Source organism: Streptomyces sp. NPDC050528 (assembly GCF_044457795.1).
In the GTDB taxonomy this organism is placed as follows: domain Bacteria; phylum Actinomycetota; class Actinomycetes; order Streptomycetales; family Streptomycetaceae; genus Streptomyces.
Window position 1 is genome coordinate 1,307,238 of sequence record NZ_JBITHH010000001.1, and the last position, 22,742, is coordinate 1,329,979.

A 22,742-nucleotide genomic window follows, 5' to 3' on the forward strand; every position below is an offset into this window, starting at 1 on the left:
TCGTGGCGGTACGGCGAGCCCGCCGCCGGTCGGGCCCTTTGGTTTCTCAGCACGGTTGAACGGGTTGGTGCCGGCTGAGCGGCGGGCTGCGCCGTACCGCCACGACCCGCTCCCGTCTCGTCGGCGGCTGCGGGCGCGTGGGGGCGGGTGCGCGGGCCATCCCGGCCTGTTCCAGGACAGGTCTTAGAACTCCTAACAGAATGGACGGCCCTCCGATCAGTGTGCGTGGGGCAGGGTGAGCGCGGAGGAAGATCACTACTCTGCTTGGGTGCTCTCATATGACGAGTTGACTTCACCGGAGCGTGAGCTGTGGGACGCCTTTCCCCATGGGCGCCGCGTGGATCTGCGCACGGGCGTGCCGGAGGACGACCGTGTTGCCGAGGGTGGGCAGTGGGGTCCTGGGCGGACGGTTCGGTCCGCCGTGATCGTGGCACTCCTCTTGGGTGGGAACACCACGCAACCGGGCGCCGTCGCGTGCCTGAGGCTTGCCGGAGCGCGGATATCCGGGCAACTCAACCTGGCCGGCGCGCTGATCGAATACGCCCTGTGGATCGAGGATTGCTGGTTCGAGGAGTCGGTCGACCTTCTCGGAGCAACAACGCAGACGCTCGCGATCACGGACAGCCGAGTGCCCGGCATCGAAGCCGATTCAGCCCGCATCGAGGGAAACCTCGACCTGCGGCGCTCCGTTGTGGAAAGCCTCGCTTCCTCGCCTTTCAACCACGTGAGCACCGCCCTCTCACTCAGTGACGCCCACGTGAGCGGTGGCATGCTCCTGAACGGAGCCCGCATCAATGCGCCCGGAGGATGGGCGATGGCCGCCGGTGGCCTGGTTATGGAAGGGGGTGTCTTCTGTCAGGGCGGTTTCGTTGCGCGAGGGCAAGTCCGGCTGATGGAGGCACAGTTGCCGCGCGGGCTGCACATGCGGGGCGCGCGGTTGGAATGTCCCGGCCCGCGTGGAGTGGCCCTCTCCCTGGACCATGCCGTGGCCTCGACACTCAACTTCTCCGACGGGTTCACGGCCGACGGGACCGTGAGGCTGCGCGGCACCCAGGTCTCGGACCTGGCAACCTTCGAAGGAGCCGTCCTGAACGGACCTCCCGATGGTGACGGCCCGGCGCTGCTCGGCATGCTGATGCAGGCCGTCGACTTCGACCTCACCCTCGCCCAACCGCCGTCCGGCACGGTGGACCTGCGCGCCGCACGGGTGTCCTACCTCCACGACAACGAGCACAGCTGGCCGGCGGTGGTGGAGTTGGACGGCTTCGTCTACGGCTCCATCAAGGTGGATGAGGCGGGCGAGCGGCGGGAGGCGGTGGGACTCCGGGGTTCCGTGGCCCACCGCGTGGCGTGGATACGACGCTGCCCCGGCTACAGTCCCCAGCCCTATGAGCAGTTGGCGGGCTGGTACCGGAAGGCCGGTCATGACGACGAGGCCCGCCGCGTACTCCTGGCCAGACAGCGCCATCGGCGTCAGACTCTGCCCTGGGCCGCGCGCGCGTGGGGGCACCTGCTCGACGTGACGGTTGGCTACGGCTACCGCCCCTGGCTGGCTGGCGTCTGGCTCCTCGCGTTGACCTTGCTGGGCACGCTGTCCTTCAGCACTCACGCCCCCGCTCCGGTCCAACGAGGCGAAGGCGCCCCGTTCCAGCCCCTGGTCTACACACTCGACCTGTTGATCCCCATCGGCGGCCTGGGCCAGCGCACTGCCTGGTACTGGACGAACGACAGCCTCCAGTGGCTGGCCTATCTACTGATCGCCTTCGGCTGGGTGCTGACGACCGCCATCATCGCGGGGGTCACCCGCGCACTGCAGAAAAACTAGTGGGCGACAGCTGAGTTCAGCCGTCGCCAGCAGAGCAGGGCGCATCCCAGGGTGAGGAATGCTTCGTGGATGTCGTCGCGTACCTCCCAGCGGATCCGCAGGCGGCGGAACCAGTGCAGATGGGCGAACGCGCGCTCCACGACTCAGCGTTGGGCACCGAGCCCGGAGCCGTGTTCGGTTCCTCGGCGGGCGATCAGCGACTTCACACCAAGGTCCCAGACCAGCCGGCGGTACTTGTCGTGGGCGTAGCCGCGGTCGGCCAGCACGACACCCGGACGGCGTCGGGGTCGGCCGCGCTTGCCCCGCACCGGTGGCACGGCTTGGAGGAGCGGGATCAGCTGGGTGACGTCGTTGCGGTTGCCGCCGGTCGAAGTGGCAGCAAGAGGTATGCCGGTCGGGTCGGTGATCAGGTGGTGCTTGCTGTCCGTCCTGCGCGCGGCGGCGGAAGCGGCGGTCGACGGGACGCCGGAGGAGTTGCGGTACTTCATCGCGGTGGGCCAGTACGAGGTGGACGGCTGAGCGTCGTCCCTTAGGCGGGTCCGCAGCGGGTGTGTGGGTGGGTCGGGGTCGTGGCGGTACGGCGAGCCCGCCGCCGGTCGGGCCCTTTGGTTTCTCACCATGGTTGAACGGGTTGGTGCCGGCTGAGCGGCGGGCTGCGCCGTACCGCCACGACCCGCTCCCGGTTCGTCGGCGGCTGCGGGCGCGTGGGGGCGGGTACGCGGGCCATCCCGGCCTGTTTCAGGACAGGTCTTAGACAGCACCGGCCCAGCCGACGAAGGACGCCCAGGCGGAGGCGGGGATGAGCAGCGCCGAACCGTCCGGGACCTTGGAGTCACGGACGGGGACGACACCGGGAAGGTCGTCGCGGACCTCGACGCATTCGCCGCCGCTGCTGTTGCTGTAGCTGGACCTACGCCAGACAGCGGAGCTCAAGTCAGGCCCTGTGCTTGCCATTTCTGTGATCCTCCGCAGCTTGCTCGATCATGTCCAGGGATGTCTCCGGCGGTAGTGCCGCGGCCCTGAGCAGATCGTACGACCTGCGGTAGTCCTTCACGAGGGCCGGATAGTCGATCACTTGGCCACTGTGCAGACCCTCCGTGTACACCATCGGTGGCGCGTCCGGGAAGGTCATGACCCGGATCATCCCCATCATCAGCGGGTAGGCCACCGTCGTTTCCGGCAGGATCTGCAAAACGCCCTGATTGGAACGGATCACGTCCGCGATGTGCTCCAGTTGGGCTGCCATCTCCTCGCTCGGCAGAAGCGGCTTGCGGATCAACTCCTCGCGCACAATCGCCCAGAACGCCGGACGTTCCTCCCGCTGCCAGAGCTTCGCACGCTCCATGCGAGCCGTTACCTGAATGTCGACGGTCTCGGGCGGGAGCCACGGACTACCGGTCCGAACAACCTTCAGGGCATACGCCTCCGTCTGCAACAACCCTGGAAGCAACGCCGGCGCCCAGTCTTCGATCGACTCTGCGTACTTCTCCATCTCAGCGACATCCGCGAAGTACTCCGCATGCCCCGCTTGCTTCGCTTTCCGCGCGTCTTCACAACGCCGCTCGAAAAAGCCATCCGTACCGAGCCGCTTGTCGACATGCTGGGCGAGATCCAACGGCATTCGCCGCTCACCCCGCTCGATCAGGCTCAGAAACGGGATGCCCCGATAGCTTCCCTCCGCCAACTGTTCGAGCGTCAGGCCCGCCGCCTCCCTCCTGAAGCGCAACTCCGCGCCGTAGAAAGAGGGGACGCTCTCCGACGCGTCGGTGTCCTTGCGTGGGGGCACAACTCACCACCGCCTTTTGCCAGTTCCCGGGTGCAACCCAAACCTCTGTCACGGTACGAGATTCCACGCCACTCTGTGAGCAATTCGTCACAGAGAGAGGTGTACGTCCATGACCAGCCCCTACTCCCACAAAGCCACCGCCGAAGTAGCCGAACTCCAGGCCGCGTTGAAGGAACACGGGATCACCCTTCCGTCCCTCGGCCTCGATCTGCCCTCCGTCGTCATGACCTACGGCACCCCCCTCGTCGACCTTGGCAACTGCAACCTCGACACCGCCAGGGCCCTCACCGCCGCCCTCCGCAAGGCGGCCGGCCGGTGAGTCCGTTCGTCCTCGAACTCCTCGCCGCCCCCAAGGTGGTACCGGAGGCCCGCCGAGCCGTACGCGCACATCTCGGCGTCCCGTGTCCCGAAGTCCAGCTCTGTGTCAGCGAGTTACTGACCAACGTGATCAAACACCTGGGCGAGGGCACCCCGGTGACCCTGACGGTGACCCACACCGACGGCCGTACCCGAGTCGCCGTCACGGACCCGGAGCCGTACGCCTGGCTCGTCGTACGGGAGGCCGGGCCGGAGGACGAGAACGGGCGCGGGCTGGTCCTGCTCGACGCCGTCGCCGTGCGGTGGGGCGTGGAGCAGGGGGCGGAAGGCAAGACGGTGTGGTGTGAACTGCCCCCGCCCGACGCCGACTTGAGCTCCGGCTCAGGCGAAGGCTCAAGCCCCCAGCCCCACCCCGCCCCACTGAACAGTTCGCGCCAATAACCGCCACACCCCGTGTCGCGCCCGCAGAAGGGGGACACCGGTCCCGTGCGTCGCCCTACCCTGACACCGGTAGCTGTCGGGCACGGGGAGACGCACCTTGTACAGCATCGTCGTGGTACCTCCGCCGACCTCGGAGGACGAGCGAAACCGCACCCAGCACCGGCTCGCCCCCGGTGAGCGGATCACCTTCGGACGTGCCGGGTGTGGGGCCGACCTGCCGATCGCGCACGAGGGCGTTTCGCGCAGGGCGGGGGAGATCGGCGCCCAGGGCGCGTTCTGGACGCTCAGCAATCTCAGCCGGGAGCAGACGTACGTCGTCGAGAACCCGGAAGGGGCCGGCGAGCACATCAAGGTGGGGGCGGGGCGGCTGGATGCCCCCGTTCCCTTCGAGTTCTCGCGGATCGTGCTGCCCGCCGCCGGTGATCTGCTGCCCATCGAGGTGTGGGCGCCCCGCCACGACTACCTGCATGCGGGGGCCGGCGACGACAACGCTGTCGGCGGGACCACCGCGCCCGCCTTCTCCGTCGACCGCACCAAGCGCTACTTCGCGGTCCTGGCCGCCCTCTGCGAACCCCGGCTGCGCGGCGAACCACACGCCCCGCTGCCGACGGTCGACCAGGTCGTCGACCGGCTGCGCCCCAACTGGCCCGCCGCGTCGCGTACTTCGGTCCAGTGGAACATCGACTACCTGGCCGTGAAGCTGCGCCTGAAGCCCGGCCCGGACGAGGCCGACCAGGGCCCGCGCCTCAACGGCAAGAAGGAGTCCCTGGTGTCGCTGGCGCTCCGCTTCGACCTCGTCCGGGAGGACGACCTGCTCGTCCTCGCCGTCGCACCGGCGGACCGGTTGGGCCGGTTGGCGCGGTGAGCGAGCCGTACGCCGTCGATGTCCCCCGGGGCTACCGCGTCGGCGTGTGGGAGGTGCGGGCACCGATCGCCACGGGCGCGTTCGGCAGCGTCTACGAGGCCCGGCGCACCGGCGATGTCGTCGGCGAGGATCTCCCCCGTATCGCCGCCCTGAAGTTCCTGCCCACCGGCACCGGCACCCCGCGCCAACTCGCCCATCTGCGCGAACTCGTCGAGCGCGAGGTCGAGTTGCACCGGCGCCTGAAGAGACCCCGGCTCATCCGGATGTACGACACCCTCACCGTCGACGACCCGTCCCGCCCCGCCCTCGACGGCGCCACCGTGCTCGTACTGGAGAAGGCCGAACGGTCACTGGCATCCCTGTTGGCCGCCACTCCGCGACCCGACGCCGGGCCCCTCCTCCTCGCGCAGATCTGCGCGGGGCTGGACCAACTGCACCGCGCGGGCTGGGTGCACGGTGACCTGAAACCGGCCAACGTCCTGCTGATGAAGGACGGTTCGGCCCGGCTGGCCGACTTCAATATGGCGGCCGAACTGGAAGGCACGCACGCTTACACCCCGGCGTTCTCCACCCCGGACTACACACCCCCCGAAGTCCTCTGGTCGGAGATCGACGAACGCGGGCGCCGTATCCGTCCCTCCGCCGATGTCTGGGCGCTCGGGGTCCTGGCCCATCTCGTCCTCGCCGACTCCTTTCCCCTCCCCGGCACCACCCCGGCCGCCCGCCGGGACGCGGCCGCCGCCTACGCCTCCGGCACCGACGAGTTACGCCTCTCCCCCCAACTCCCCGACGCCTGGCGGGAGATCGTCCGCGCCTGCCTCACCCGCACCCACGCCGACCGCATCGACACGGCCGCCCTGCTGCGCCGCGTCGAATCGGCGGCCGGGACGGAGACCTCGCCCCGGCTGCCGCGCGGCCTGCTGCCGCGGCGCCGCCGGACCGCCGTCACCGTCGCCTCGGTGGTCGCCACCGTGGCCGTCGCCGCCGCCGGGTACGGCATCAGCCACTGGGCCGGCACCGGCACGACCCCGGCCGCGAAGAGCTCGGCCTCCGTCTACGGCGCCTCCGAACTCCGCACGGACAAAGGCGTCCCGGTCCAGTACCGCCGGCTGATCGTCGACGCCGCCCACACGTGCGCCCTGCCGGAGGTCACCCCGGCCCTCGTCGCGGCGATGCTGAAGACCGAGAGCAACTTCGATCCCGACCTCTCCGACCCGTCCGTGCCCGGCGGCGGCGAGTACGGCATCGCCCGCTGGACCCCGGCCGTCCTGCGCTGGTGGATCCGCGCCGACGGCATCCCGGCCTCGGCGACCCCGGCCCCTCCCCTGACCCCGGCCCAGTCGATCCCGGCCATGGGCCGCTACCTGTGCTTCATCGACAGCGGGTTGAAGTCCTCGCTGCCCGGTGACCGCCGCGTGCTGATCGCCGCCGCCTACCGGACGTCGTACAAGAAGGTGAACGACACGGGCGGCGTTCCCCCGAAGAACCGTGCCTACGCCGCCCGCGTCGCGCACTACCTCAAGGAGTACACGCCTCCCGGCAGTACGTGACCCTGAGAGTTCCGAGGTACCCCGCGCGGCCCGCGTGCCCCACGGTGTGAGTGCCGCTCAGGACGGGGTGGCACTGGGAAACACGGGGGCAGGTCATGAAGCGTGCGTTCGCTGCTGCACTGTGTGCGGCCCTGGCGGTGACGGGAGCCGTCGTGACCGGATGCGGTCACGGCTCGGACTCCGGCAGCCCGGGGGCGGCCACCGCGGCGGCCGGCCGGAGTGGTCCGCAGCCGCTGACCTGGCAGCAGGAACTCCGGATCGGCGACGCCCAACAGCGCCTGACCAGGCGGTGCATGAACAGTCACGGGTTCGCGTACTGGGAGGACCGCACGCTGACCCTGCGCGAGAGCATGCCGGTGCGGTACGTCCAGGACGACGTGGCGTGGGCCGAGGAGAACGGCTACGGCGGGCGCATCGAGGCGCGGCAGGACCAGCTGCGCCTGCACAACCCCATCGCCGCCTATCGCCAGAGCCTGTCCGCCGCGCGCCGGGCCGCCTTCGACAGAGCGCTCGACGGCGGCGGCAGCGACGTACAGGTTCTCTCTGCTCAACTCCCCGGCGGCGGTCAGGAGGTTCGCACCCGGCTCGGCGGCTGCACGAAGGTGGCCGAGGAGGCGCTGTACGGCGACCCCGGGGACTGGTTCCGCGCCTCGAAGACCGCGACCGGACTGCCCACCCTGTACGGCCAACAGCTGCTGCGCGACCGGCAGTTGACCACCGCCGTGAGCGCCTGGTCGCGGTGCATGAAGCGGGCCGGGCTCTCCTATCCCGACCCCCAGGCCGCCCGGGACGCGGTGCGGGAGAACACCGCCCGCCTGGGCACCACCGGCGCGGACAAGGCGTTCGCGACCGAACGGAGGACCGCGGCCGCCGACGCCACCTGCGCCCGCGCGACCTCCCTGAAGACCGTGGCCGCATCCCGGGAGACGTACTACGTCGACCGGCTGCCCGGCCGCTACGGCGAGGCGCTGAACACCTACCGGCGCCTTGAGCGGCAGGCGTACGACCGGGCGGTACGGATCGTGCCGCCACGCGCCTGACGCGGACCCGCACCACCTACCCACACGAAAACAAGGGGGATCCACCATGCGCAAACTCGGCATCGCGGCGGCCGTCATCGGCCTGACCGTGCTGGGGCTCGGCGTGCCCGCCACGGCGGCCCAGGCGTCCGACACCGGCGCCCAGGCCACCGGCTGCAACAACAAGTGGCCGGGCCGCAACGGCAACGTCTACGCCTGGGACGGCCTGGACTGCCAGGGCACGCTCCTGGGAGTCACGGCCGGCAACGACAGCGACTGGAACGCGGCCGGCGGCGGCTTCACCGGTGTCTGGGACCGGGCCTCGTCCGTCATGAACGCCGGGTACACCGGCGGCAACGACGTCGTCCAGTTCTGGTACCTGGCCGGCTACGGCGGCGGTTACACCTGCCTGTCCCCGAACGAGTACTTCGCGGACAACCTGACCGACAACTACTTCAGCAACGGCTTCGTCGTGGACAACAACATCCGCTCCCACAAGTGGGTGACGTCCGCCTCCTGCTCGGTCTGGCTCACCTGAGCCGACGGGCGACAGACGGGGCTCCCGCACAGGTCGACCTGTGCGGGAGCCCCGTCACTCACGTGTGTGGGCGACTCATCAGTGGAAGAAGTGCCGCGTCCCCGTGAAATACATCGTGACGCCGGCCTTCTTCGCGGCCTCGACCACCAGCTCGTCGCGGACCGAACCGCCCGGCTGGACAACGGCCTTGACGCCGGCCGCGGTCAGGATCTCCAGCCCGTCCGGGAACGGGAAGAACGCGTCCGAGGCCGCGAACGAACCCCGCGCCCGCTCCTCCCCCGCCCGCTCGACGGCGAGCTTCGCGGAGTCGACCCGGTTGACCTGGCCCATGCCGACGCCGACCGAGGCACCGTCCTTGGCCAGCAGGATCGCGTTGGACTTCACCGCGCGGCAGGCCGTCCAGGCGAAGGCGAGGTCGGCGAGGTCGTCCTCGGAGAGCGCGTCGCCCGTCGCCAGCGTCCAGTTGGCCGGGTCGTCGCCGTCGGCCTGGAGGCGGTCGGTGACCTGGAGCAGGGCGCCGCCGTCGATGGGCTTGACCTCGGCGGGGTGCGAGGGCGCGGCCGGGGCCTTCAGCACCCGGATGTTCTTCTTCTTGGCGAGGGCTTCGAGGGCGCCGTCCTCGTAGTCCGGCGCGACGATGACCTCGGTGAAGATCTCGGCGACCTGCTCCGCCATCTCCTTCGACACCGGCCGGTTGACCGCGATCACACCGCCGAACGCCGACAGCGGGTCGCACGCGTGCGCCTTGCGGTGCGCCTCGGCGACGTCCGCGGCGATCGCGATACCGCACGGGTTGGCGTGCTTGATGATCGCGACACAGGGCTCGTCGTGGTCGTAGGCGGCCCGGCGGGCGGCGTCCGTGTCCGTGTAGTTGTTGTAGGACATCTCCTTGCCGTGCAGCTGCTCGGCCTCGGCGAGTCCGGTGCCCGTGCCGTCGACGTAGAGCGCGGCGGGCTGGTGCGGGTTCTCGCCGTAGCGCAGCGTGCTCTTGCGCTCCAGGGTGGCGCCCAGGAAGTCCGGGAACAGCGAGTCGTCCACGGGCGCGTAGGCACTCGCGAACCAGCTCGCGACCGCCATGTCGTACGACGCCGTGTGCTGGAAGGCCTCCGCCGCGAGCCGCTTGCGGGTGGTGAGGTCGAAACCGCCGTTCTGTACGGCGCTCAGGACGTCGGCGTAGCGCGCGGGGCTGGTGACGACCGCGACCGACGGGTGGTTCTTGGCGGCGGCGCGGACCATCGACGGGCCGCCGATGTCGATCTGCTCGACGCACTCGTCGGCGGACGCGCCGGAGGCGACCGTCTCCCGGAACGGGTACAGGTTGACGACCACCAGGTCGAAGGGGGCCACGCCCAGCTCGTCGAGCTGCCGGCGGTGGCTCTCCAGACGCAGATCGGCGAGGATGCCGGCGTGCACCTTGGGGTGCAGGGTCTTGACCCGGCCGTCCAGGCACTCGGGGAAGCCGGTCAGCTCCTCGACCTTGGTGACGGGGACACCGGCGGCGGCGATCTTCGCGGCGGTGGAACCCGTGGAGACGAGCTCCACGCCCGCCTCGTGCAGGCCGCGGGCCAGCTCCTCCAGGCCGGTCTTGTCGTAGACGCTGACGAGCGCGCGACGGATGGCCCGCTTGCCGCTGTCGATGTTCTCGGCGGTCACTGGATAACTACCTTTCGTCCCTCAATGCGATAGCCGTTGCGGGCGAGCCGCCCCACGACATCGACGAGCAGCGTGCGCTCGACTTCCTTGATGCGCTCGTGCAGAGCGCTCTCGTCGTCCTCGTCCCGGATCTCGACCACGCCCTGAGCGATGATCGGCCCGGTGTCGACGCCGTCGTCGACGAAGTGGACGGTGCAGCCGGTGACCCGGGCGCCGTACGCGAGCGCGTCGCGTACGCCGTGGGCTCCCGGAAAACTGGGCAGCAGGGCGGGGTGCGTGTTCACGACCCGGCCGCCGAAGCGGGCCAGGAACTCCTTGCCCACGATCTTCATGAACCCCGCCGACACGATCAGGTCCGGCTCGTACGCGGCGGTGTCCTCGGCGAGCGCCGCGTCCCACTCCTCGCGGGTCCCGAAGTCCCTCACCTTGCACACGAACGTGGGCAGCCCGGCGCGCTCGGCACGGGCGAGCCCCTCGATGCCCTCACGGTCCGCGCCGACGGCCACGATCTCGGCTCCGTACGCCTCGGTGCCGACGGTCTCGATGGCGTCGAGGAGCGCCTGCAGATTCGTACCGGATCCGGAGACCAGCACGACGAGGCGCTTGGCCACGGGCTTGGCGGCCACGGCGGGGCCCTTTCTCGGGGGAGCGTCGTCTTGTACGGCCGGCTCACGCATCCGTATGTCTCGTGCGTTCATACGAATGCTTCGCGCCCCGGGATACGGGGAAGTCTACGAAGCGGCCGACCGTCAGCAACGATACCGGCACACCGGACAGCCCCCACGGGACGGGGGCGTGGCCGGAAGGTAGCGTCTGGGGAGAGCGGGTCCGGGAACGCGCTTGTCGTGCGAGGCGTTCACGGAGTGACAGCTCGTGAAGTGTCCGTTCATGAGGAGACAGCTCAGGACGTGACAGTTCATGTCGGAGACGTAACCACCAAGGGGAAGACGCTCATTTGATGCCGGACCGCAGTCTGCGACTCCTCACGTTCCCCCCGCTGTCGGCGCAGGGAGGGGAGCGCGGCACCGTGCTGCTCCGGGAGCGGCCCTCGTCGCCGCCCGACGCGCCCTCGGACGGGAAGAGCGGTGCGGGGCAGGACGACAATCCCTTCGCGCCGCCGCCCGAGGGCACCCCGGACCGGCCGTGGCAGCCGCGGCGCCCGGAGAGCGGCGAGGACGGCGACGCCCCGCAGGGTGACGGCGGTCACTCGCCGTGGGGCAGTCAGTGGAGCGACCGGCAGCCGGGGCGTTCCCCGGGCAACTTCGGCGACCGGCCCGGCGGCCCCACTGGACAGGGCGGCCCCGAGGGTCCGAACAACACCGGCCCCGGACAGGGCGGCATGCGCTGGGACCCGACGGACCCGGCCCAGCGCCGCGCCCGTTACGCCCTGCTGAGCGGTATGTGGGCCTTCTTCTTCTCCCTCTTCGGCTGGCCGTACGTGGCCCTGCTGCTCGGCGCGCTCGCCCTCTACTGGGGCGGCAGCGCCCTGCGCGCCAAGTCCCCCACCGCCGACCCGGACACCCCGGCGGTGCCCGACACGCAGGCCCGCCCGCAGACGACGGCGGCGATCAGCGGCCTGGTCACCGCGTCCCTGGCGATCGCCCTGGTCGCCGCGATGTTCGTCGCGCAGCTGGTCTACAAGGACTACTACACCTGCGCCAACGACGCCCTCACGAACGAGGCCAAGCAGTCCTGCAACCAGCTCCTGCCGAAGGAGCTGCGGGGATTCCTGGGCACCGCCAACTGACCCAACTCATGGGCGGCGCCGGTCAGTTCGTGACCGGCGGTTCCGGCTCGTCGGTGGGTTCCGCAGGTTCCGCCGGCGTCGACGACGTGGACGCCTCCCTCAAGGCCGCCCAGCGGGCCTCGCGGGAGGCGTCGTCGTACCAGGGGGTGGGCGCCGGCTCCGACGGCACGTCGACGGGCAGGAAGTCGTACGGGTCGAACGTGGGGTCGTGGTCGTAGGCGATGTACGGCTGGTCGACGGGAGCCTGCGCCGGAACCGGTACGGGGACCGGCTGCTCCGCCTTCTTCGGCCTGCGCGCGAACCAACCCCGGCCGACCGCGAGCGGCCTCCGGAACCAGGGCACCGGGTCGCCCGCGACGGGGGTGGGCGTAGAGGTGGGGGTCGGGTTGGGCGTGGGGGCGACCTCTCCGTCCCGCGGCTTCCCGATCGTCGACTGCTCTGTCGTCGGCGCAGGCACCCGGCGTTCCCGCAGCCGCCACGCCCGCAGCCCGATCGCCGTAGGCACCCCCACCCCCGCGATCCACCCCAGCGCCGCTCCCCCGGTCTGCCACCACACCGGCCCGAACCGCGCGAGCGCGGCACCCCCGAGCGGCCCCCCGGACAACTCCGCGAGCAGACCCAGCGCTACGGCACAGAGCGCGGCGGCGAGCAGGGCGGTGGCGGCGGTGCGGCCCTGCGCCCAAGGGGCCTGCGGTGAGGAGGACTTGGACGACGGGGACTTGGACGAGGGGGACTTGGACGAAGGGGCGTGCGGCGGCTGTTGACGCAGCCCGGCGCCGGCCGCCTTCCGCTGCTGCTCCTCCGTCAACTCGCCCGCGCCGTCGGCCTGTTGACGTGCGGAGCCGCCTACCGCGACCCGGGCCACGAACCACCCGACCATCACCCCGGCGGCCACCGGCACCAGTCCCGCGAGCCAGTTCAGCGGGGTTCCGGTGCCCGCGTCCGGGACCGCCGCGAGGAGGGGGAACGGCGGGAGGAGCGGGGCCGGGGCCGAGGAGAGGGGGGCGACCGTGTGGTGGACGCCGAGGGCGAAGCCGGGGCCCAGGCCGTAGGACGCGGACCACACCGCCGCGTTCGGGATCAGCGCGAGGCAGAGCAGCAGGACGGCGAACCGGCCCGACATGCCCTCCGTCAGCTGGAGGAAGGACGTCCGGGCGGCACCGCCGTGCCAGATCAGGGACGACCCGAGCAGCAGCGCACCGCCCCCGACGAGCACCGCCGTACCGAGTCCCGCGGCGCGGGCGGCGGTGCCGATACGGGCCCGGGACTCACGGGCCTCGGGGCCGAGAACGAGCCGTCGCAGCCCCGCCGGCAGCAGGATCAGCACGCTCAACACGGGTTCGCGGGGGCGCCCGTACGCCGTCCACACGCCCGACCCGGCCGCGCCCGCGGCGAGCAGCGGGAGGCAGACGGCGGTCCAGCTCCAGGAGGGGGAGAGTTCGCCGCCGGACGCGTAGAGGGCGGCGGCGGTGCCTACGGCGAGGTAGCCGAGGGCGACGCCGGTCCAGGCGGTGCGGGCGGCGATGAGGGGCGGGCCCTCGGGGTCGTCGTCACCGTCGCCCCCACCCAGTACCGCGTGCCGGGCCGCCCGGTGCAGCAGCCAAAGGGGCAGGGCGAGGAGGAGCAGCGGGGTGACGCCCACGGGGGCGGGGACTCCGGAGAGCGTGTCGGCGCGGACGAGTTCGACGCCGTGCGCGAGGAGCCACAGGGCGGCGGCCATGTGCAGGGCGCCGCCGGGTCCGCTGTCGGGGTACGGCGAGCTGATCCACAGCACCATCACGAGCACCGCGAACGAACCGAGCCCGAGCCCCGCCGCGACCGCGCCACCCAACAGGCTGGCGGCCAGTCCGGGGGATCGGTCGCGCATCCGGGTGAGCAGGGGCGACAACAGCGCTCGGCGGTGGGTCATCGGCATCACGCCCGCCATGCTCCCAACGACACGCGCTTTCTCGTCGTAACAGGCGAACCTCGGAAGTGTCGCTCAATATACGTTTATGTACTTTTTCGTACGAAGGGGCGTCCGGTGACGCAGAGCCCTGCAACCCCGCTCCCTCCGCCCAAGGAACGCCGACGCCTGCGCGAGGCGGGCTCGCTGACACAGGCTCAGGTCGCCGAGCGGGTGGGCGTCAGCCGCGAGACGGTGCGCTCGTGGGAGACCGGCCGTACGACACCGCGCGGCCGGAAACGGGAGGCGTACGCGAAATTGCTCACCAGCCTGGGTGAAGAAGAGACCGTGATGAAGCGGACGGCTGTGCAGACGGCCGAGGTGGTCCAGGGGGTCCAGGGGGTCCAGGGGGTCGAGGTGGCCGAAGTAGCCGAGGTGGCCGAGGTCAAGGTGGTCGAGGTCGAGGTGGTGGACGACACCGCCGTACTCGAACCCGTCCTCGTCCCCGCTCCCGTCCCCGTCCCCGTCCCCGTACCGGTCGATGAACCGTCCCGCGCGCCCCTGACGCCCGCTCAGGCCTTCGACGCGCTCTACGCGTTCTGCGCGCCCGCCCTCGTACGGCAGGCGTATCTACTCACCGGGCGGCGGGAGTTGGCGCGCGAGTCCGTCGAGCGGGCCTTCCAGGTCGCCTGGCAGCGGTGGCCCGAGGTGGCGGTCGACCGCGACCCGGCCGGCTGGGTGCGGTCGGTGGCGTACGAGTACGCCCTCTCCCCCTGGCACCGGTTCCGCCCCAGATACCGCCACCCGGAACCCCCGCCGCCGGACGCGTCCGACCGCGCCCTGCTGACCGCCCTCCTCAAACTCCCGCCGTCGTACCGCCGCACGCTGCTTCTCTACGACGGGGTCGGGCTCGGGCTCGCGGAGACGGCGGCGGAGACGGAGGCGAGTACGCCGGCGGCGGCCAACCGGCTACTGCACGCGCGCGAGGCGCTTGCGGCGCAGCTCCCGGACCTGTCCGACCCGACCGAACTGCACCGGCGGATGACCGAACTCGCCTCCACCGGGCGGCTGCACGCGGCCAAGCCGCCGACGGTTCGTTTCGTGGGCGAACGCCGGACCGTGTTCTGGACCCGGGCGGCGATCGCGTTCACCGTCGCGATCATCGGGGCGACGACGTTCACCCTGCGGGTCGCACCCACGCGGTATGAGGCGCCGGTTCCCTTGGGGGAACGGGTGGAGGGGGTGCCGGCGCGGGTTGTGCAGGGTGCGTTGTCCGAGGAACAGGTTGCTCTACGGGACCGGTTGCGGAGCGGGATGACGAGCGGCCCGGAGAGGCTGGCACCGATCGGTCGGTAGTTCGTCGGCCGCGGGCCCGGTGGGGGCTGGTCGCGCAGTTCCCCGCGCCCCTAAAAGACGGCCCCGCTTTAGCCGACCTGCGTTTTTAAGGGGCTCGCGGAACTGGGCCACTTGAAAACGCAGGTCAGCCGAGGCTTTTAGGGGCGCGGGGAACTGCGCGACCAGCCACGACGCACCCGCAGCCGCCAGACAACCGAACCAGGCACCCCAGAACGCGCGATGGGCCCGCCCCCACCCACGGGAACGGGCCCATCAACGTGAAGCCAGGTGAATCAGCCGGCCAGGATCTCCCGGGCCAGCTTCGCCGTCTCGGTCGGGGTCTTGCCGACCTTGACGCCGGCGGCCTCAAGGGCCTCCTTCTTCGCGGCAGCCGTACCCGAGGAACCGGAGACGATGGCACCGGCGTGGCCCATCGTCTTGCCCTCGGGCGCGGTGAAGCCCGCGACGTAACCGACGACCGGCTTCGTGACGTTCTTCGCGATGAAGTCCGCCGCCCGCTCCTCCGCGTCGCCACCGATCTCACCGATCATCACGATCAGGTCGGTGTCGGGGTCGGCCTCGAAGGCCGCCAGCGCGTCGATGTGCGTGGTACCGATGACCGGGTCGCCACCGATACCGACGGCGGACGAGAAGCCGATGTCACGCAGCTCGTACATCATCTGGTACGTCAGCGTGCCGGACTTCGAGACCAGGCCGATACGGCCCGGCTTGGTGATGTCGCCCGGGATGATGCCGGCGTTCGACTGACCCGGGGTGATGAGACCGGGGCAGTTCGGGCCGATGATCCGGGTCTTGTTGCCCTTCGCGACCGCGTACGCGTAGAACGCGGCCGAGTCGTGGACGGCGATGCCCTCGGTGATGACGACCGCGAGCGGGATCTCGGCGTCGATCGCCTCGACGACCGCGGCCTTGGAGAAGGCCGGCGGTACGAAGAGGACGGATACGTTCGCGCCCGTCTTCTCGATCGCCTCGGCGACCGTGCCGAAGACCGGGATCTCGGTGCCGTCGACGTCGACGGACGTGCCGGCCTTACGGGGGTTGACGCCACCGACGATGTTGGTGCCGTCCGCCAGCATGAGCTTGGTGTGCTTCATGCCCGTGGAGCCGGTCATGCCCTGGACGATGACCTTGCTGTCCTTGGTGAGGAAGATAGCCATGGCTGTTTTGTCCCTCGTCCCTTACTTCGCAGCCGCGAGCTCGGCGGCCTTGTCGGCCGCGCCGTCCATGGTGTCCACGCGCTGGACCAGCGGGTGGTTGGCGTCGGAGAGGATCTTGCGACCCAGCTCGGCGTTGTTGCCGTCGAGACGGACGACGAGGGGCTTGGTGACGTCCTCGCCCTTGTCCGCGAGCAGCTGCAGCGCCTGGACGATGCCGTTGGCGACCTCGTCGCACGCGGTGATGCCGCCGAAGACGTTGACGAAGACCGACTTGACGTCGGGGTCGCCCAGGATGATCTCCAGGCCGTTCGCCATCACGGCCGCGGACGCGCCGCCGCCGATGTCGAGGAAGTTGGCCGGCTTCACGCCACCGTGGTTCTCACCGGCGTACGCGACGACGTCCAGGGTGCTCATGACGAGACCCGCGCCGTTGCCGATGATGCCGACCTCGCCGTCGAGCTTGACGTAGTTGAGGTTCTTGGCCTTGGCGGCGGCCTCGAGCGGGTTGGCGGAGTCGTGGTCGATCAGCGCCTCGTGCTCCGGCTGGCGGAACTCGGCGTTCTCGTCCAGCGAGACCTTGCCGTCGAGCGCGATGACGCGGCCGTCGGCAACCTTCGCGAGCGGGTTGACCTCGACCAGGAGGGCGTCCTCCTTGACGAAGGTGTCCCACAGGGTCACCAGGATCTCGGCGACCTGCTCCGCGACGTCGGCCGGGAACTTGGCCTGCGCCACGATCTCGCGGGCCTTCTCGATGCTCACGCCCTCGTTGGCGTTGACCGGGACCTTCGCGAGGGCCTCGGGGTTCTCCTCCGCGACGACCTCGATCTCCACGCCGCCCTGGACGGACGCCATGGCGAGGAAGGTGCGGTTGGTGCGGTCGAGGAGGTACGAGACGTAGTACTCCTCGACGATCTCGGGCGCGGTCTCGGCGATCATCACCTTGTGGACCGTGTGGCCCTTGATGTCCATGCCGAGGATGTCCGTCGCCCGGGCGACTGCCTCGTCCGGGGTGGCGGCGAGCTTCACGCCACCGGCCTTGCCGCGGCCGCCGACCTTCACCTGGGCCTTGACGACGGACTTGCCACCAAGACGCTCGGTGGCTGCGCGGGCCGCCTCAGGCGTGTCGATGACTTCACCGGCCAGCACCGGTACATCGTGCTTGGCGAAGAGGTCCCTCGCCTGATACTCGAACAGGTCCACGCGCTTCCGTCCTCAGTGATATCGCGGTTCGTTGGATGCGTGGGCGTGCCGCGAAGGGCAACGTGACGTCCGCTGTCACAAGGGAGGCGCACACGGTGACCGAGCGCGCGGCATGTCCGTCTCGCAGGTTATCGCTGCTTGCAGGGGGCCCCTAAATCGAGGGTCACACCTGAGCGGTGATACCTGTCACATGATGCCGGATTCCGTGACACGGAGTGCCGCGGACGGGACGTACGGGCAGGTCGTTCCGGTGGGTGGTTCGCGAGGTCGGCTCGGGTGGGTGGTTCGGGTGGGTGACTCGGGTGGGTCGTTCGGGCGGGTGACTCGGGTGGGTGGTTCGGGCGGGGCCTCACCGGGTTGGGGTTGGCCCGGCGAGGCCCCATACCGCGAGACGCGCTCCGGACAGACCGACGGCATTCGGCCGTCCGGGGTCACTGCCTCACGGAGTCGGTTACTCCCAGTGCCGAACGGTCCGGGCGCAGACATTGCGTGCGGCCCGTGCACCCTGGATGGCCGCGGCGGCCCTGACCCGGGACCCGCTCGGGACGGAGACCACGGCGTCGACGAGGCGTCGTCGGAGTTCGGCCGGGGTGATGTCGATGTTCGTGCTCGTGTCGCTGCTCATGCGTACGTCGGTTCCTCAGGCGTTCCGAAAGGGAGACATGGCGACATTCCGGGCAGCTGAACTCAGCTCAACTGCCGGAAAGGGCCTGCCTAGCCTGGGAAAACGGGAACGTCCCGGTACCTGTCCCGGGCCTCCGCGACCTCCGCACGCGCGGCGACACCAGGCACGAACCGCACGGGCACCCGGAAGTCCAGGGTCACGGCGCACGCGTCACAGTGCCGCGAGCCGCCGTTGTCCACACCCGGCTGATTGCGCTGCGCGCCGTCGGGGTCATCGGTGGGCGCCTGGTGCGTGGGGGCGGACCCCGCAGACGCGTCATGCCGTACGACCGCATGTCCTACGGCGCCGAACGCATCGGCGGTGTCCGCGACGAAGCGCGGCCCGTACGTGACGCCTGCGCCTACCGTCACCTCGGCAGGCCTCGCAGCCGAGACATCCGAACGATGCCCACCGCTCGAAGGCCGCGGGGCGGACCGGACGGGCGTCGGCACCGGCACGGTGTGCGCCGGAGGCACCGGCACCGGAACCACCGGCTGACTCGGCACTGCGGGAACCGAGGGCAACGTAGGCAAGGCGGGCAACGAAGGTGCCTCGGTCAACACCTCGGTCACCGTCTTCGTCACCACGTCGCTCACGGGCCGCACGACCCGCTCCACCGTGTCCGAGACCGGGGTCAACACCGGAGCGAGAACAGGAAGCCGAACCCGAACCGGGGCCGGAACCGGAACCGGCTTGACCACCGAGGCCACCACCGGAATCTGCGGCTTGCCCGGAACCCCGTCCGCCGCCTGCGCCTGTCCCCCGAAGACAACGCCGAGCACGAACAACCCGCCGACCAGCAGGGCGACTTGAAGCACACGTTCACGCACACGCCGCCCAACCGCCGTACGCATCACGCGCAGGGCGGCACCGGGCAGTGCGGCGGGCCAGTTCATGAGGCGACGATCCTCGCACGGGTGTCCTGTGGACGCACAACCCCCCTACTGCACACGCCAGTTCGTCACGCGGTGTCCGGTATCGGCAACGGCCGTTTCTCGATCGCCGCCGCCATCACCTCCGGGAACAGATCGGGCGTACAGGCGAAGGCCGGCGCCCCCAACGCGGCCAGCGCGGAGGCGTGTTCGCGGTCGTAGGCGGGCGCGCCCTCGTCGGACAGCGCGAGCAGCGTCACGAACTGCACCCCCGACGCCTTCATCGCCGCGACCCGCTTGAGCATCTCGTTCCGTATGCCCCCTTCGTAGAGGTCACTGATCAGCACGACGACCGTCTCGGCGGGCCGGGTGATCTGCGACTGGCAGTACGCGAGCGCCCTGTTGATGTCCGTGCCGCCGCCGAGCTGGGTCCCGAAGAGCACGTCCACCGGGTCGTCGAGCTGGTCGGTGAGGTCGACGACCGCCGTGTCGAAGACGACGAGCCGGGTGTTGATCGACCGCATCGACGCCAGCACCGCGCCGAACACGGAGGCGTAGACGACGGAGGCCGCCATCGAACCGGACTGGTCGATGCAGAGGATGACCTCCTTCTTCACGGACTGGGACGCGTGCCCGTACCCGATCAGCCGCTCCGGCACGATCGTCCGGTACTCGGGCAGGTAGTGCTTGAGGTTGGCCGCGATCGTGCGGTTCCAGTCGATGTCCTGGTGGCGCGGCCGGTTGATACGGGCGCTGCGGTCGAGCGCGCCGGTGAGGGTGGCCCGGGTGCGGGTGGCGAGCCGCTTCTCCAGGTCCTGGACGACCTTGCGGACGACCGCCCGCGCCGTCTCCTTCGTGGTCTCCGGCATCGCCTTGTTGAGGGAGAGCAGCGTGCCGACGAGATGCACGTCGGCCTCGACCGCCTCCAGCATCTCCGGTTCGAGAAGCAGCGCGGACAGCCCGAGCCGGTCGATGGCGTCACGCTGCATGACCTGGACGACGGAGGACGGGAAGTACGTCCGGATGTCCCCGAGCCAGCGCGCGACCGACGGCGCCGACGCCCCGAGCCCCGCCGAACGGTCCTTCGCCGCCCGCCCCTTGTCCTGCCTGCCGTACAGCGCGGCGAGCGCCCCGTCCATCGCGGCGTCCTGCCCGGACAGCTCACACCCGGTGCCGTCGGCGGCATCACCCCCGAGCACCAGCCGCCACCGCCGCAACCGCTCCTGACCGGGCCGGCCGAGCCGGCCGGCATCCGCGACGCCGCTGTCCGCGACCGTCTCGGTCTCCCCGGTGGTCCCCGTACTCATCCGCGCACCCCCGTACGCAGCCCTTCCCACAGCGGTACGACCCGCACGGCGGTCACCGGCCGGTCAACGCCCCCACCGGCACGCGCCAGTTGAACCCTCTCGCCCGGCCTTCTCGTGCTCTGCCTGCCGTTGCCGTTCGTCATCCCGCCACCCCCACAAGCTCGTTGTCGTCCAGCCCCAACAGCAGCCGCAGCACCGGCACGACCGCGTCCGCGCGCCCCGCGTCCAACTCCGCCCCGAATCCGGGTATCCCGGCCGCCGTCGCCGCCGTACCCACCTGCTTCCCCGGCCCGCGCCGCACCAACTCCCCGAGCGTCCGGCGCACTCCGGGCTCGTACGACGAGAACGTTCGCCTCAGCAACGGCAGTACGTCCGTGAACGCCTCCGCCGGCACCCCGGTCAGCCACGCGTCCACCAGCCCGAGCAAGCGTTCGTCGTGCACGAGCAGCAGCCCGCCCCCACCACCGACGAACCCCTCGATCCACGCGGCCGCGTCCGCCGGCGGTGTCCCCGGCGAGAGCACCAGCCCCATCAGCCGGGCCGCCTCGTCCGGCCCCAACTCCCCTTCGTCCAGCAGGAGTCGTACGGCACGCCCCCGGATGATGCCGGGAACGGTGTCCCGCGCGGAGAGCGTGCGAAGGACCGCACGCCAACGGCCGCGCAGGTCACCGTGCCCGGATCCCGACCCGGGTCCCGAGGCGTCGCCCAACAGCGCCACCGCCCCGTGCACCGCGTCCACATGCCGCCGCATCTCCTCGGCGGCATCCGTGTCGAGGGCCGCGCAGGCCGGGGGCAGGCCGACGAAGACCCGCTCGGCGAGGCCCGCCGCGACCTCCGTCAGCGCGCGGGTGTCCGTGCCGCGTACGTCGCCGTAGCGCAGTGAACGGACCAACGCGGGCAGCGCCTGGGCGAGATGGCCGACGTCCGTGTCGAGGGCGGCACGGTCGGCGAGGACCTTCATCACCACCGGGAGCGCGTCCGGCAGTTCGGCCAGCAGGCACTGCTCGGCGAGTGCGGTGACGTCGGCGAGGCTCTGCGCCCCGACGGCGTCCGCCTCCGCCTTGGCGGTCGTCGCCGCGAGCACGGCGGTGCCCCAGACCCCCGCCTCGGCGACCCGTACCGCCAACTCCGGTTCCCAGCGCAGCCGCCAGGTCTCCCGGAACGTCCCCGTGCTCCCCCGCGACGCGGTCGGCTCGCCCCACTCGATCCGCAGCAGCCGCAGCCGGTGCAACAGCCTGCTGCGCCCGGCGTCGGTCTCCTTGCGCAGGTCGAGCTCCAACTCCCGCTCCAGCGCCTCGGGTTTGATCCGCAGCTTGCGCTGAAGCCGGTCGAGGTCGCGCTGCAACGGCACGGCGGGCGCACCCGGCGGCACCTCGCCCAGCACATCCCCGACGACGAGCCGGTCGTGCACCAGCGACAGCGGAACGTCCGAGCCCTCGCACATCACCGCACGCACCGCGTCGGTGGTCTCCCCCAGCCCCGGCAACGGCCGCCCGCGCATCACCGCGAGCGTCTCCGCCAGCCGCACGGCCTCGATGACATGCGCCGGGGAGACGATCCGGTCCTCCTCCCGGAACAGCCCCGCCACCTTGGTCATCCACCGCTCGACCGGCCGGTCCGGGGCGCCGAACAGATGGCCGTACCAGCCCGGCGAGTCGATGCCCGCGCCGTACCCGCTGGCCCGGGACAGCCGGCGGTGCGTCCACGGCACCCAGGTCAGATCGGTCTTGACCTTGGGCAGCCCCTTCAACAGCGCACGGTCCGCGGCGACGGACGCCTTCTGCCGCAGCGCGGGCACATGCCAGGCCCCGCACACCACGGCCACGTCGTCCTCGAACTCCCGCTGCGCGGCCCGCACTTGGAGCCGCATATACGCCTCACGCACCAGATCCCGGTCACGCCCGCCGACCCCGTACGTCTCACGCAGCGCCCCCATCGCCTCCTCCAGCGCGGTGAACGGCGCGAACGCGTCCCGCTCCCCCGCACCCCGGTGCTCGACGACGTCCTCCCACCAGCGCTCGGGATCGTCGTAACCGGCGGTCTCCGCGAGGACGGCGAGGGGATCGACGCGGATGTCGGTGCCCGGGTCGGAGGGGGACTCGCTGGAAGAGGGCTCACTGGACGGGGTCTCGGCAGTCGGGTCCGGCGGCTGCTCCTCCCCCGTCAACTCGCCCTCGGTGTCGTCCTTGTCGTCCTTTCCCCACGCCAGCGTGTGCGTGGCCGGGAGGTCGATGAAGCGGGCCGGGACCTCGTGCTCCAGGGCCCAGCGGATCGCGACCCACTCCGGGGAGAACTCGGCCAGCGGCCAGAAGGCCGAGCAGCCCGGTTCGTCCACGGCGTGGGCGAGGAGCGCGACCGGCGGCCGCATGTCCTCGTCGGCGGCCAGCGGGATCAACGCGTCGGCCTCCGGCGGCCCTTCGATCAGTACGACCCGCGGTAGGGCCGCGTCCAACGCCGCCCGTACGGCCCGCGCCGAGCCCGGCCCGTGGTGCCGCACCCCGAGCAACAGCGGCCCGACGCCCCGGCCCCCCTCAACTCCGGCCACTACGTCCCCCTCCC

The 22,742-nt window shown here is 70.9% G+C and carries 20 protein-coding genes and 2 pseudogenes; 10 read left to right on the forward strand and 12 right to left on the reverse strand.

Features of this window, described 5'->3' with window-relative positions:
* Positions 1 to 268: 268 nt before the first annotated feature.
* The gene (locus ACIBK4_RS06070; protein ID WP_398992983.1) at positions 269 to 1,825 is read left to right on the forward strand and encodes an oxidoreductase; all 1,557 of its coding nucleotides are present in this window, start codon (positions 269 to 271) and stop codon (positions 1,823 to 1,825) included.
* Here ACIBK4_RS06070 and ACIBK4_RS06075 read toward each other — a convergent pair.
* Positions 1,822 to 2,256: pseudogene (locus ACIBK4_RS06075) on the reverse strand (transposase); the annotation flags it as partial. The gene ACIBK4_RS06070 and the pseudogene ACIBK4_RS06075 overlap by 4 nt on opposite strands.
* Here ACIBK4_RS06075 and ACIBK4_RS06080 point away from each other — a divergent pair.
* Positions 2,255 to 2,344: pseudogene (locus ACIBK4_RS06080) on the forward strand (ALF repeat-containing protein); the annotation flags it as partial. The pseudogenes ACIBK4_RS06075 and ACIBK4_RS06080 overlap by 2 nt on opposite strands.
* 231 nt (positions 2,345 to 2,575) lie before the next feature.
* Here the strand turns inward: ACIBK4_RS06080 and ACIBK4_RS06085 are convergent.
* Together ACIBK4_RS06085 and ACIBK4_RS06090 are read right to left on the reverse strand one after the other, a co-directional pair.
* Positions 2,576 to 2,779: a DUF397 domain-containing protein gene (locus ACIBK4_RS06085; RefSeq protein ID WP_398992521.1), complete on the reverse strand. Its 204-nt coding sequence runs from the start codon at positions 2,777 to 2,779 to the stop codon at positions 2,576 to 2,578.
* Positions 2,760 to 3,611 (reverse strand): helix-turn-helix domain-containing protein, encoded by an 852-nt coding sequence (locus tag ACIBK4_RS06090; protein ID WP_398992523.1) that lies wholly within the window; start codon positions 3,609 to 3,611, stop codon positions 2,760 to 2,762. Before ACIBK4_RS06090 ends, ACIBK4_RS06085 begins: the two co-directional genes overlap by 20 nt.
* A gap of 109 nt (positions 3,612 to 3,720) precedes the next feature.
* On the opposite strand from ACIBK4_RS06090, the gene ACIBK4_RS06095 reads away from it, so the two are divergent.
* From ACIBK4_RS06095 to ACIBK4_RS06120, 6 genes are all read left to right on the forward strand, one after another.
* On the forward strand, positions 3,721 to 3,930 hold the full coding sequence (locus tag ACIBK4_RS06095; protein WP_398992525.1) for a hypothetical protein: 210 nt from the start codon (positions 3,721 to 3,723) through the stop codon (positions 3,928 to 3,930).
* Positions 3,927 to 4,370, forward strand: coding sequence for an ATP-binding protein (locus ACIBK4_RS06100; RefSeq protein WP_398992527.1), 444 nt, complete (start codon positions 3,927 to 3,929; stop codon positions 4,368 to 4,370). Before ACIBK4_RS06095 ends, ACIBK4_RS06100 begins: the two co-directional genes overlap by 4 nt.
* 97 nt (positions 4,371 to 4,467) lie before the next feature.
* Positions 4,468 to 5,235 carry an FHA domain-containing protein gene (locus ACIBK4_RS06105; RefSeq protein ID WP_398992529.1) on the forward strand — a complete coding sequence of 256 codons (768 nt, stop codon included), beginning with the start codon at positions 4,468 to 4,470 and terminating at the stop codon, positions 5,233 to 5,235.
* The gene (locus tag ACIBK4_RS06110; RefSeq protein ID WP_398992531.1) at positions 5,232 to 6,785 is read left to right on the forward strand and encodes a protein kinase; all 1,554 of its coding nucleotides are present in this window, start codon (positions 5,232 to 5,234) and stop codon (positions 6,783 to 6,785) included. The genes ACIBK4_RS06105 and ACIBK4_RS06110 overlap by 4 nt, the downstream gene beginning before the upstream one ends.
* Positions 6,786 to 6,880: 95 nt before the next feature.
* Complete coding sequence (locus ACIBK4_RS06115; RefSeq protein ID WP_398992533.1) at positions 6,881 to 7,825, forward strand: hypothetical protein; 945 nt, start codon at positions 6,881 to 6,883, stop codon at positions 7,823 to 7,825.
* Positions 7,826 to 7,871: 46 nt separating this feature from the next.
* Entirely contained in the window at positions 7,872 to 8,342 is a 471-nt protein-coding gene (locus ACIBK4_RS06120; RefSeq protein ID WP_318018310.1) for a hypothetical protein, read from the forward strand.
* A 78-nt stretch (positions 8,343 to 8,420) separates the two neighbouring features.
* Here the strand turns inward: ACIBK4_RS06120 and purH are convergent, their stop codons facing one another.
* The gene (gene purH / locus ACIBK4_RS06125; RefSeq protein WP_398992535.1) at positions 8,421 to 9,995 is read right to left on the reverse strand and encodes a bifunctional phosphoribosylaminoimidazolecarboxamide formyltransferase/IMP cyclohydrolase; all 1,575 of its coding nucleotides are present in this window, start codon (positions 9,993 to 9,995) and stop codon (positions 8,421 to 8,423) included.
* Positions 9,992 to 10,621 (reverse strand): phosphoribosylglycinamide formyltransferase, encoded by a 630-nt coding sequence (gene purN / locus ACIBK4_RS06130; protein ID WP_398992537.1) that lies wholly within the window; start codon positions 10,619 to 10,621, stop codon positions 9,992 to 9,994. Before purN ends, purH begins: the two co-directional genes overlap by 4 nt.
* A gap of 332 nt (positions 10,622 to 10,953) precedes the next feature.
* Between purN and ACIBK4_RS06135 the strand changes: the two genes are divergently transcribed.
* Entirely contained in the window at positions 10,954 to 11,742 is a 789-nt protein-coding gene (locus ACIBK4_RS06135) for a hypothetical protein (protein ID WP_398992539.1), read from the forward strand.
* A gap of 22 nt (positions 11,743 to 11,764) precedes the next feature.
* Here ACIBK4_RS06135 and ACIBK4_RS06140 read toward each other — a convergent pair whose 3' ends face one another.
* Positions 11,765 to 13,669, reverse strand: coding sequence for a DUF6350 family protein (locus tag ACIBK4_RS06140; protein ID WP_398992541.1), 1,905 nt, complete (start codon positions 13,667 to 13,669; stop codon positions 11,765 to 11,767).
* A gap of 96 nt (positions 13,670 to 13,765) precedes the next feature.
* On the opposite strand from ACIBK4_RS06140, the gene ACIBK4_RS06145 reads away from it, so the two are divergent.
* Positions 13,766 to 14,983, forward strand: coding sequence for a sigma factor-like helix-turn-helix DNA-binding protein (locus tag ACIBK4_RS06145; RefSeq protein ID WP_398992543.1), 1,218 nt, complete (start codon positions 13,766 to 13,768; stop codon positions 14,981 to 14,983).
* Between the two features lie 272 nt (positions 14,984 to 15,255).
* Here ACIBK4_RS06145 and sucD read toward each other — a convergent pair whose 3' ends face one another.
* The 6 genes from sucD to ACIBK4_RS06175 form a co-directional block, all read right to left on the reverse strand.
* Positions 15,256 to 16,140: a succinate--CoA ligase subunit alpha gene (gene sucD / locus ACIBK4_RS06150; protein WP_019066811.1), complete on the reverse strand. Its 885-nt coding sequence runs from the start codon at positions 16,138 to 16,140 to the stop codon at positions 15,256 to 15,258.
* Positions 16,141 to 16,161: 21 nt separating this feature from the next.
* The gene (gene sucC, locus ACIBK4_RS06155; RefSeq protein ID WP_398992546.1) at positions 16,162 to 17,340 is read right to left on the reverse strand and encodes an ADP-forming succinate--CoA ligase subunit beta; all 1,179 of its coding nucleotides are present in this window, start codon (positions 17,338 to 17,340) and stop codon (positions 16,162 to 16,164) included.
* Positions 17,341 to 17,791: 451 nt separating this feature from the next.
* Positions 17,792 to 17,965: a hypothetical protein gene (locus tag ACIBK4_RS06160; RefSeq protein ID WP_398992548.1), complete on the reverse strand. Its 174-nt coding sequence runs from the start codon at positions 17,963 to 17,965 to the stop codon at positions 17,792 to 17,794.
* 89 nt (positions 17,966 to 18,054) lie between these two features.
* Complete coding sequence (locus ACIBK4_RS06165; RefSeq protein WP_398992550.1) at positions 18,055 to 18,900, reverse strand: hypothetical protein; 846 nt, start codon at positions 18,898 to 18,900, stop codon at positions 18,055 to 18,057.
* Positions 18,901 to 18,965: 65 nt separating this feature from the next.
* Complete coding sequence (locus tag ACIBK4_RS06170; protein ID WP_398992552.1) at positions 18,966 to 20,183, reverse strand: vWA domain-containing protein; 1,218 nt, start codon at positions 20,181 to 20,183, stop codon at positions 18,966 to 18,968.
* Positions 20,184 to 20,322: 139 nt separating this feature from the next.
* Positions 20,323 to 22,728, reverse strand: a complete 2,406-nt coding sequence (locus tag ACIBK4_RS06175; protein ID WP_398992553.1) for a DUF5682 family protein — start codon at positions 22,726 to 22,728, stop codon at positions 20,323 to 20,325.
* Positions 22,729 to 22,742: the final 14 nt, after the last annotated feature.

Coding starts and splice junctions, on each gene's coding strand:
- ACIBK4_RS06085 (WP_398992521.1), bottom strand. CDS start 2,779: ATGGCAAGCACAGGGCCTGACTTGAGCTCCGCTGTCTGGCGTAGGTCC.
- ACIBK4_RS06095 (WP_398992525.1), top strand. CDS start 3,721: ATGACCAGCCCCTACTCCCACAAAGCCACCGCCGAAGTAGCCGAACTC.
- ACIBK4_RS06115 (WP_398992533.1), top strand. CDS start 6,881: ATGAAGCGTGCGTTCGCTGCTGCACTGTGTGCGGCCCTGGCGGTGACG.
- ACIBK4_RS06120 (WP_318018310.1), top strand. CDS start 7,872: ATGCGCAAACTCGGCATCGCGGCGGCCGTCATCGGCCTGACCGTGCTG.
- ACIBK4_RS06135 (WP_398992539.1), top strand. CDS start 10,954: ATGCCGGACCGCAGTCTGCGACTCCTCACGTTCCCCCCGCTGTCGGCG.
- ACIBK4_RS06140 (WP_398992541.1), bottom strand. CDS start 13,669: ATGGCGGGCGTGATGCCGATGACCCACCGCCGAGCGCTGTTGTCGCCC.
- sucD (WP_019066811.1), bottom strand. CDS start 16,140: ATGGCTATCTTCCTCACCAAGGACAGCAAGGTCATCGTCCAGGGCATG.
- ACIBK4_RS06160 (WP_398992548.1), bottom strand. CDS start 17,965: ATGAGCAGCGACACGAGCACGAACATCGACATCACCCCGGCCGAACTC.
- ACIBK4_RS06165 (WP_398992550.1), bottom strand. CDS start 18,900: ATGAACTGGCCCGCCGCACTGCCCGGTGCCGCCCTGCGCGTGATGCGT.
- ACIBK4_RS06170 (WP_398992552.1), bottom strand. CDS start 20,183: ATGAGTACGGGGACCACCGGGGAGACCGAGACGGTCGCGGACAGCGGC.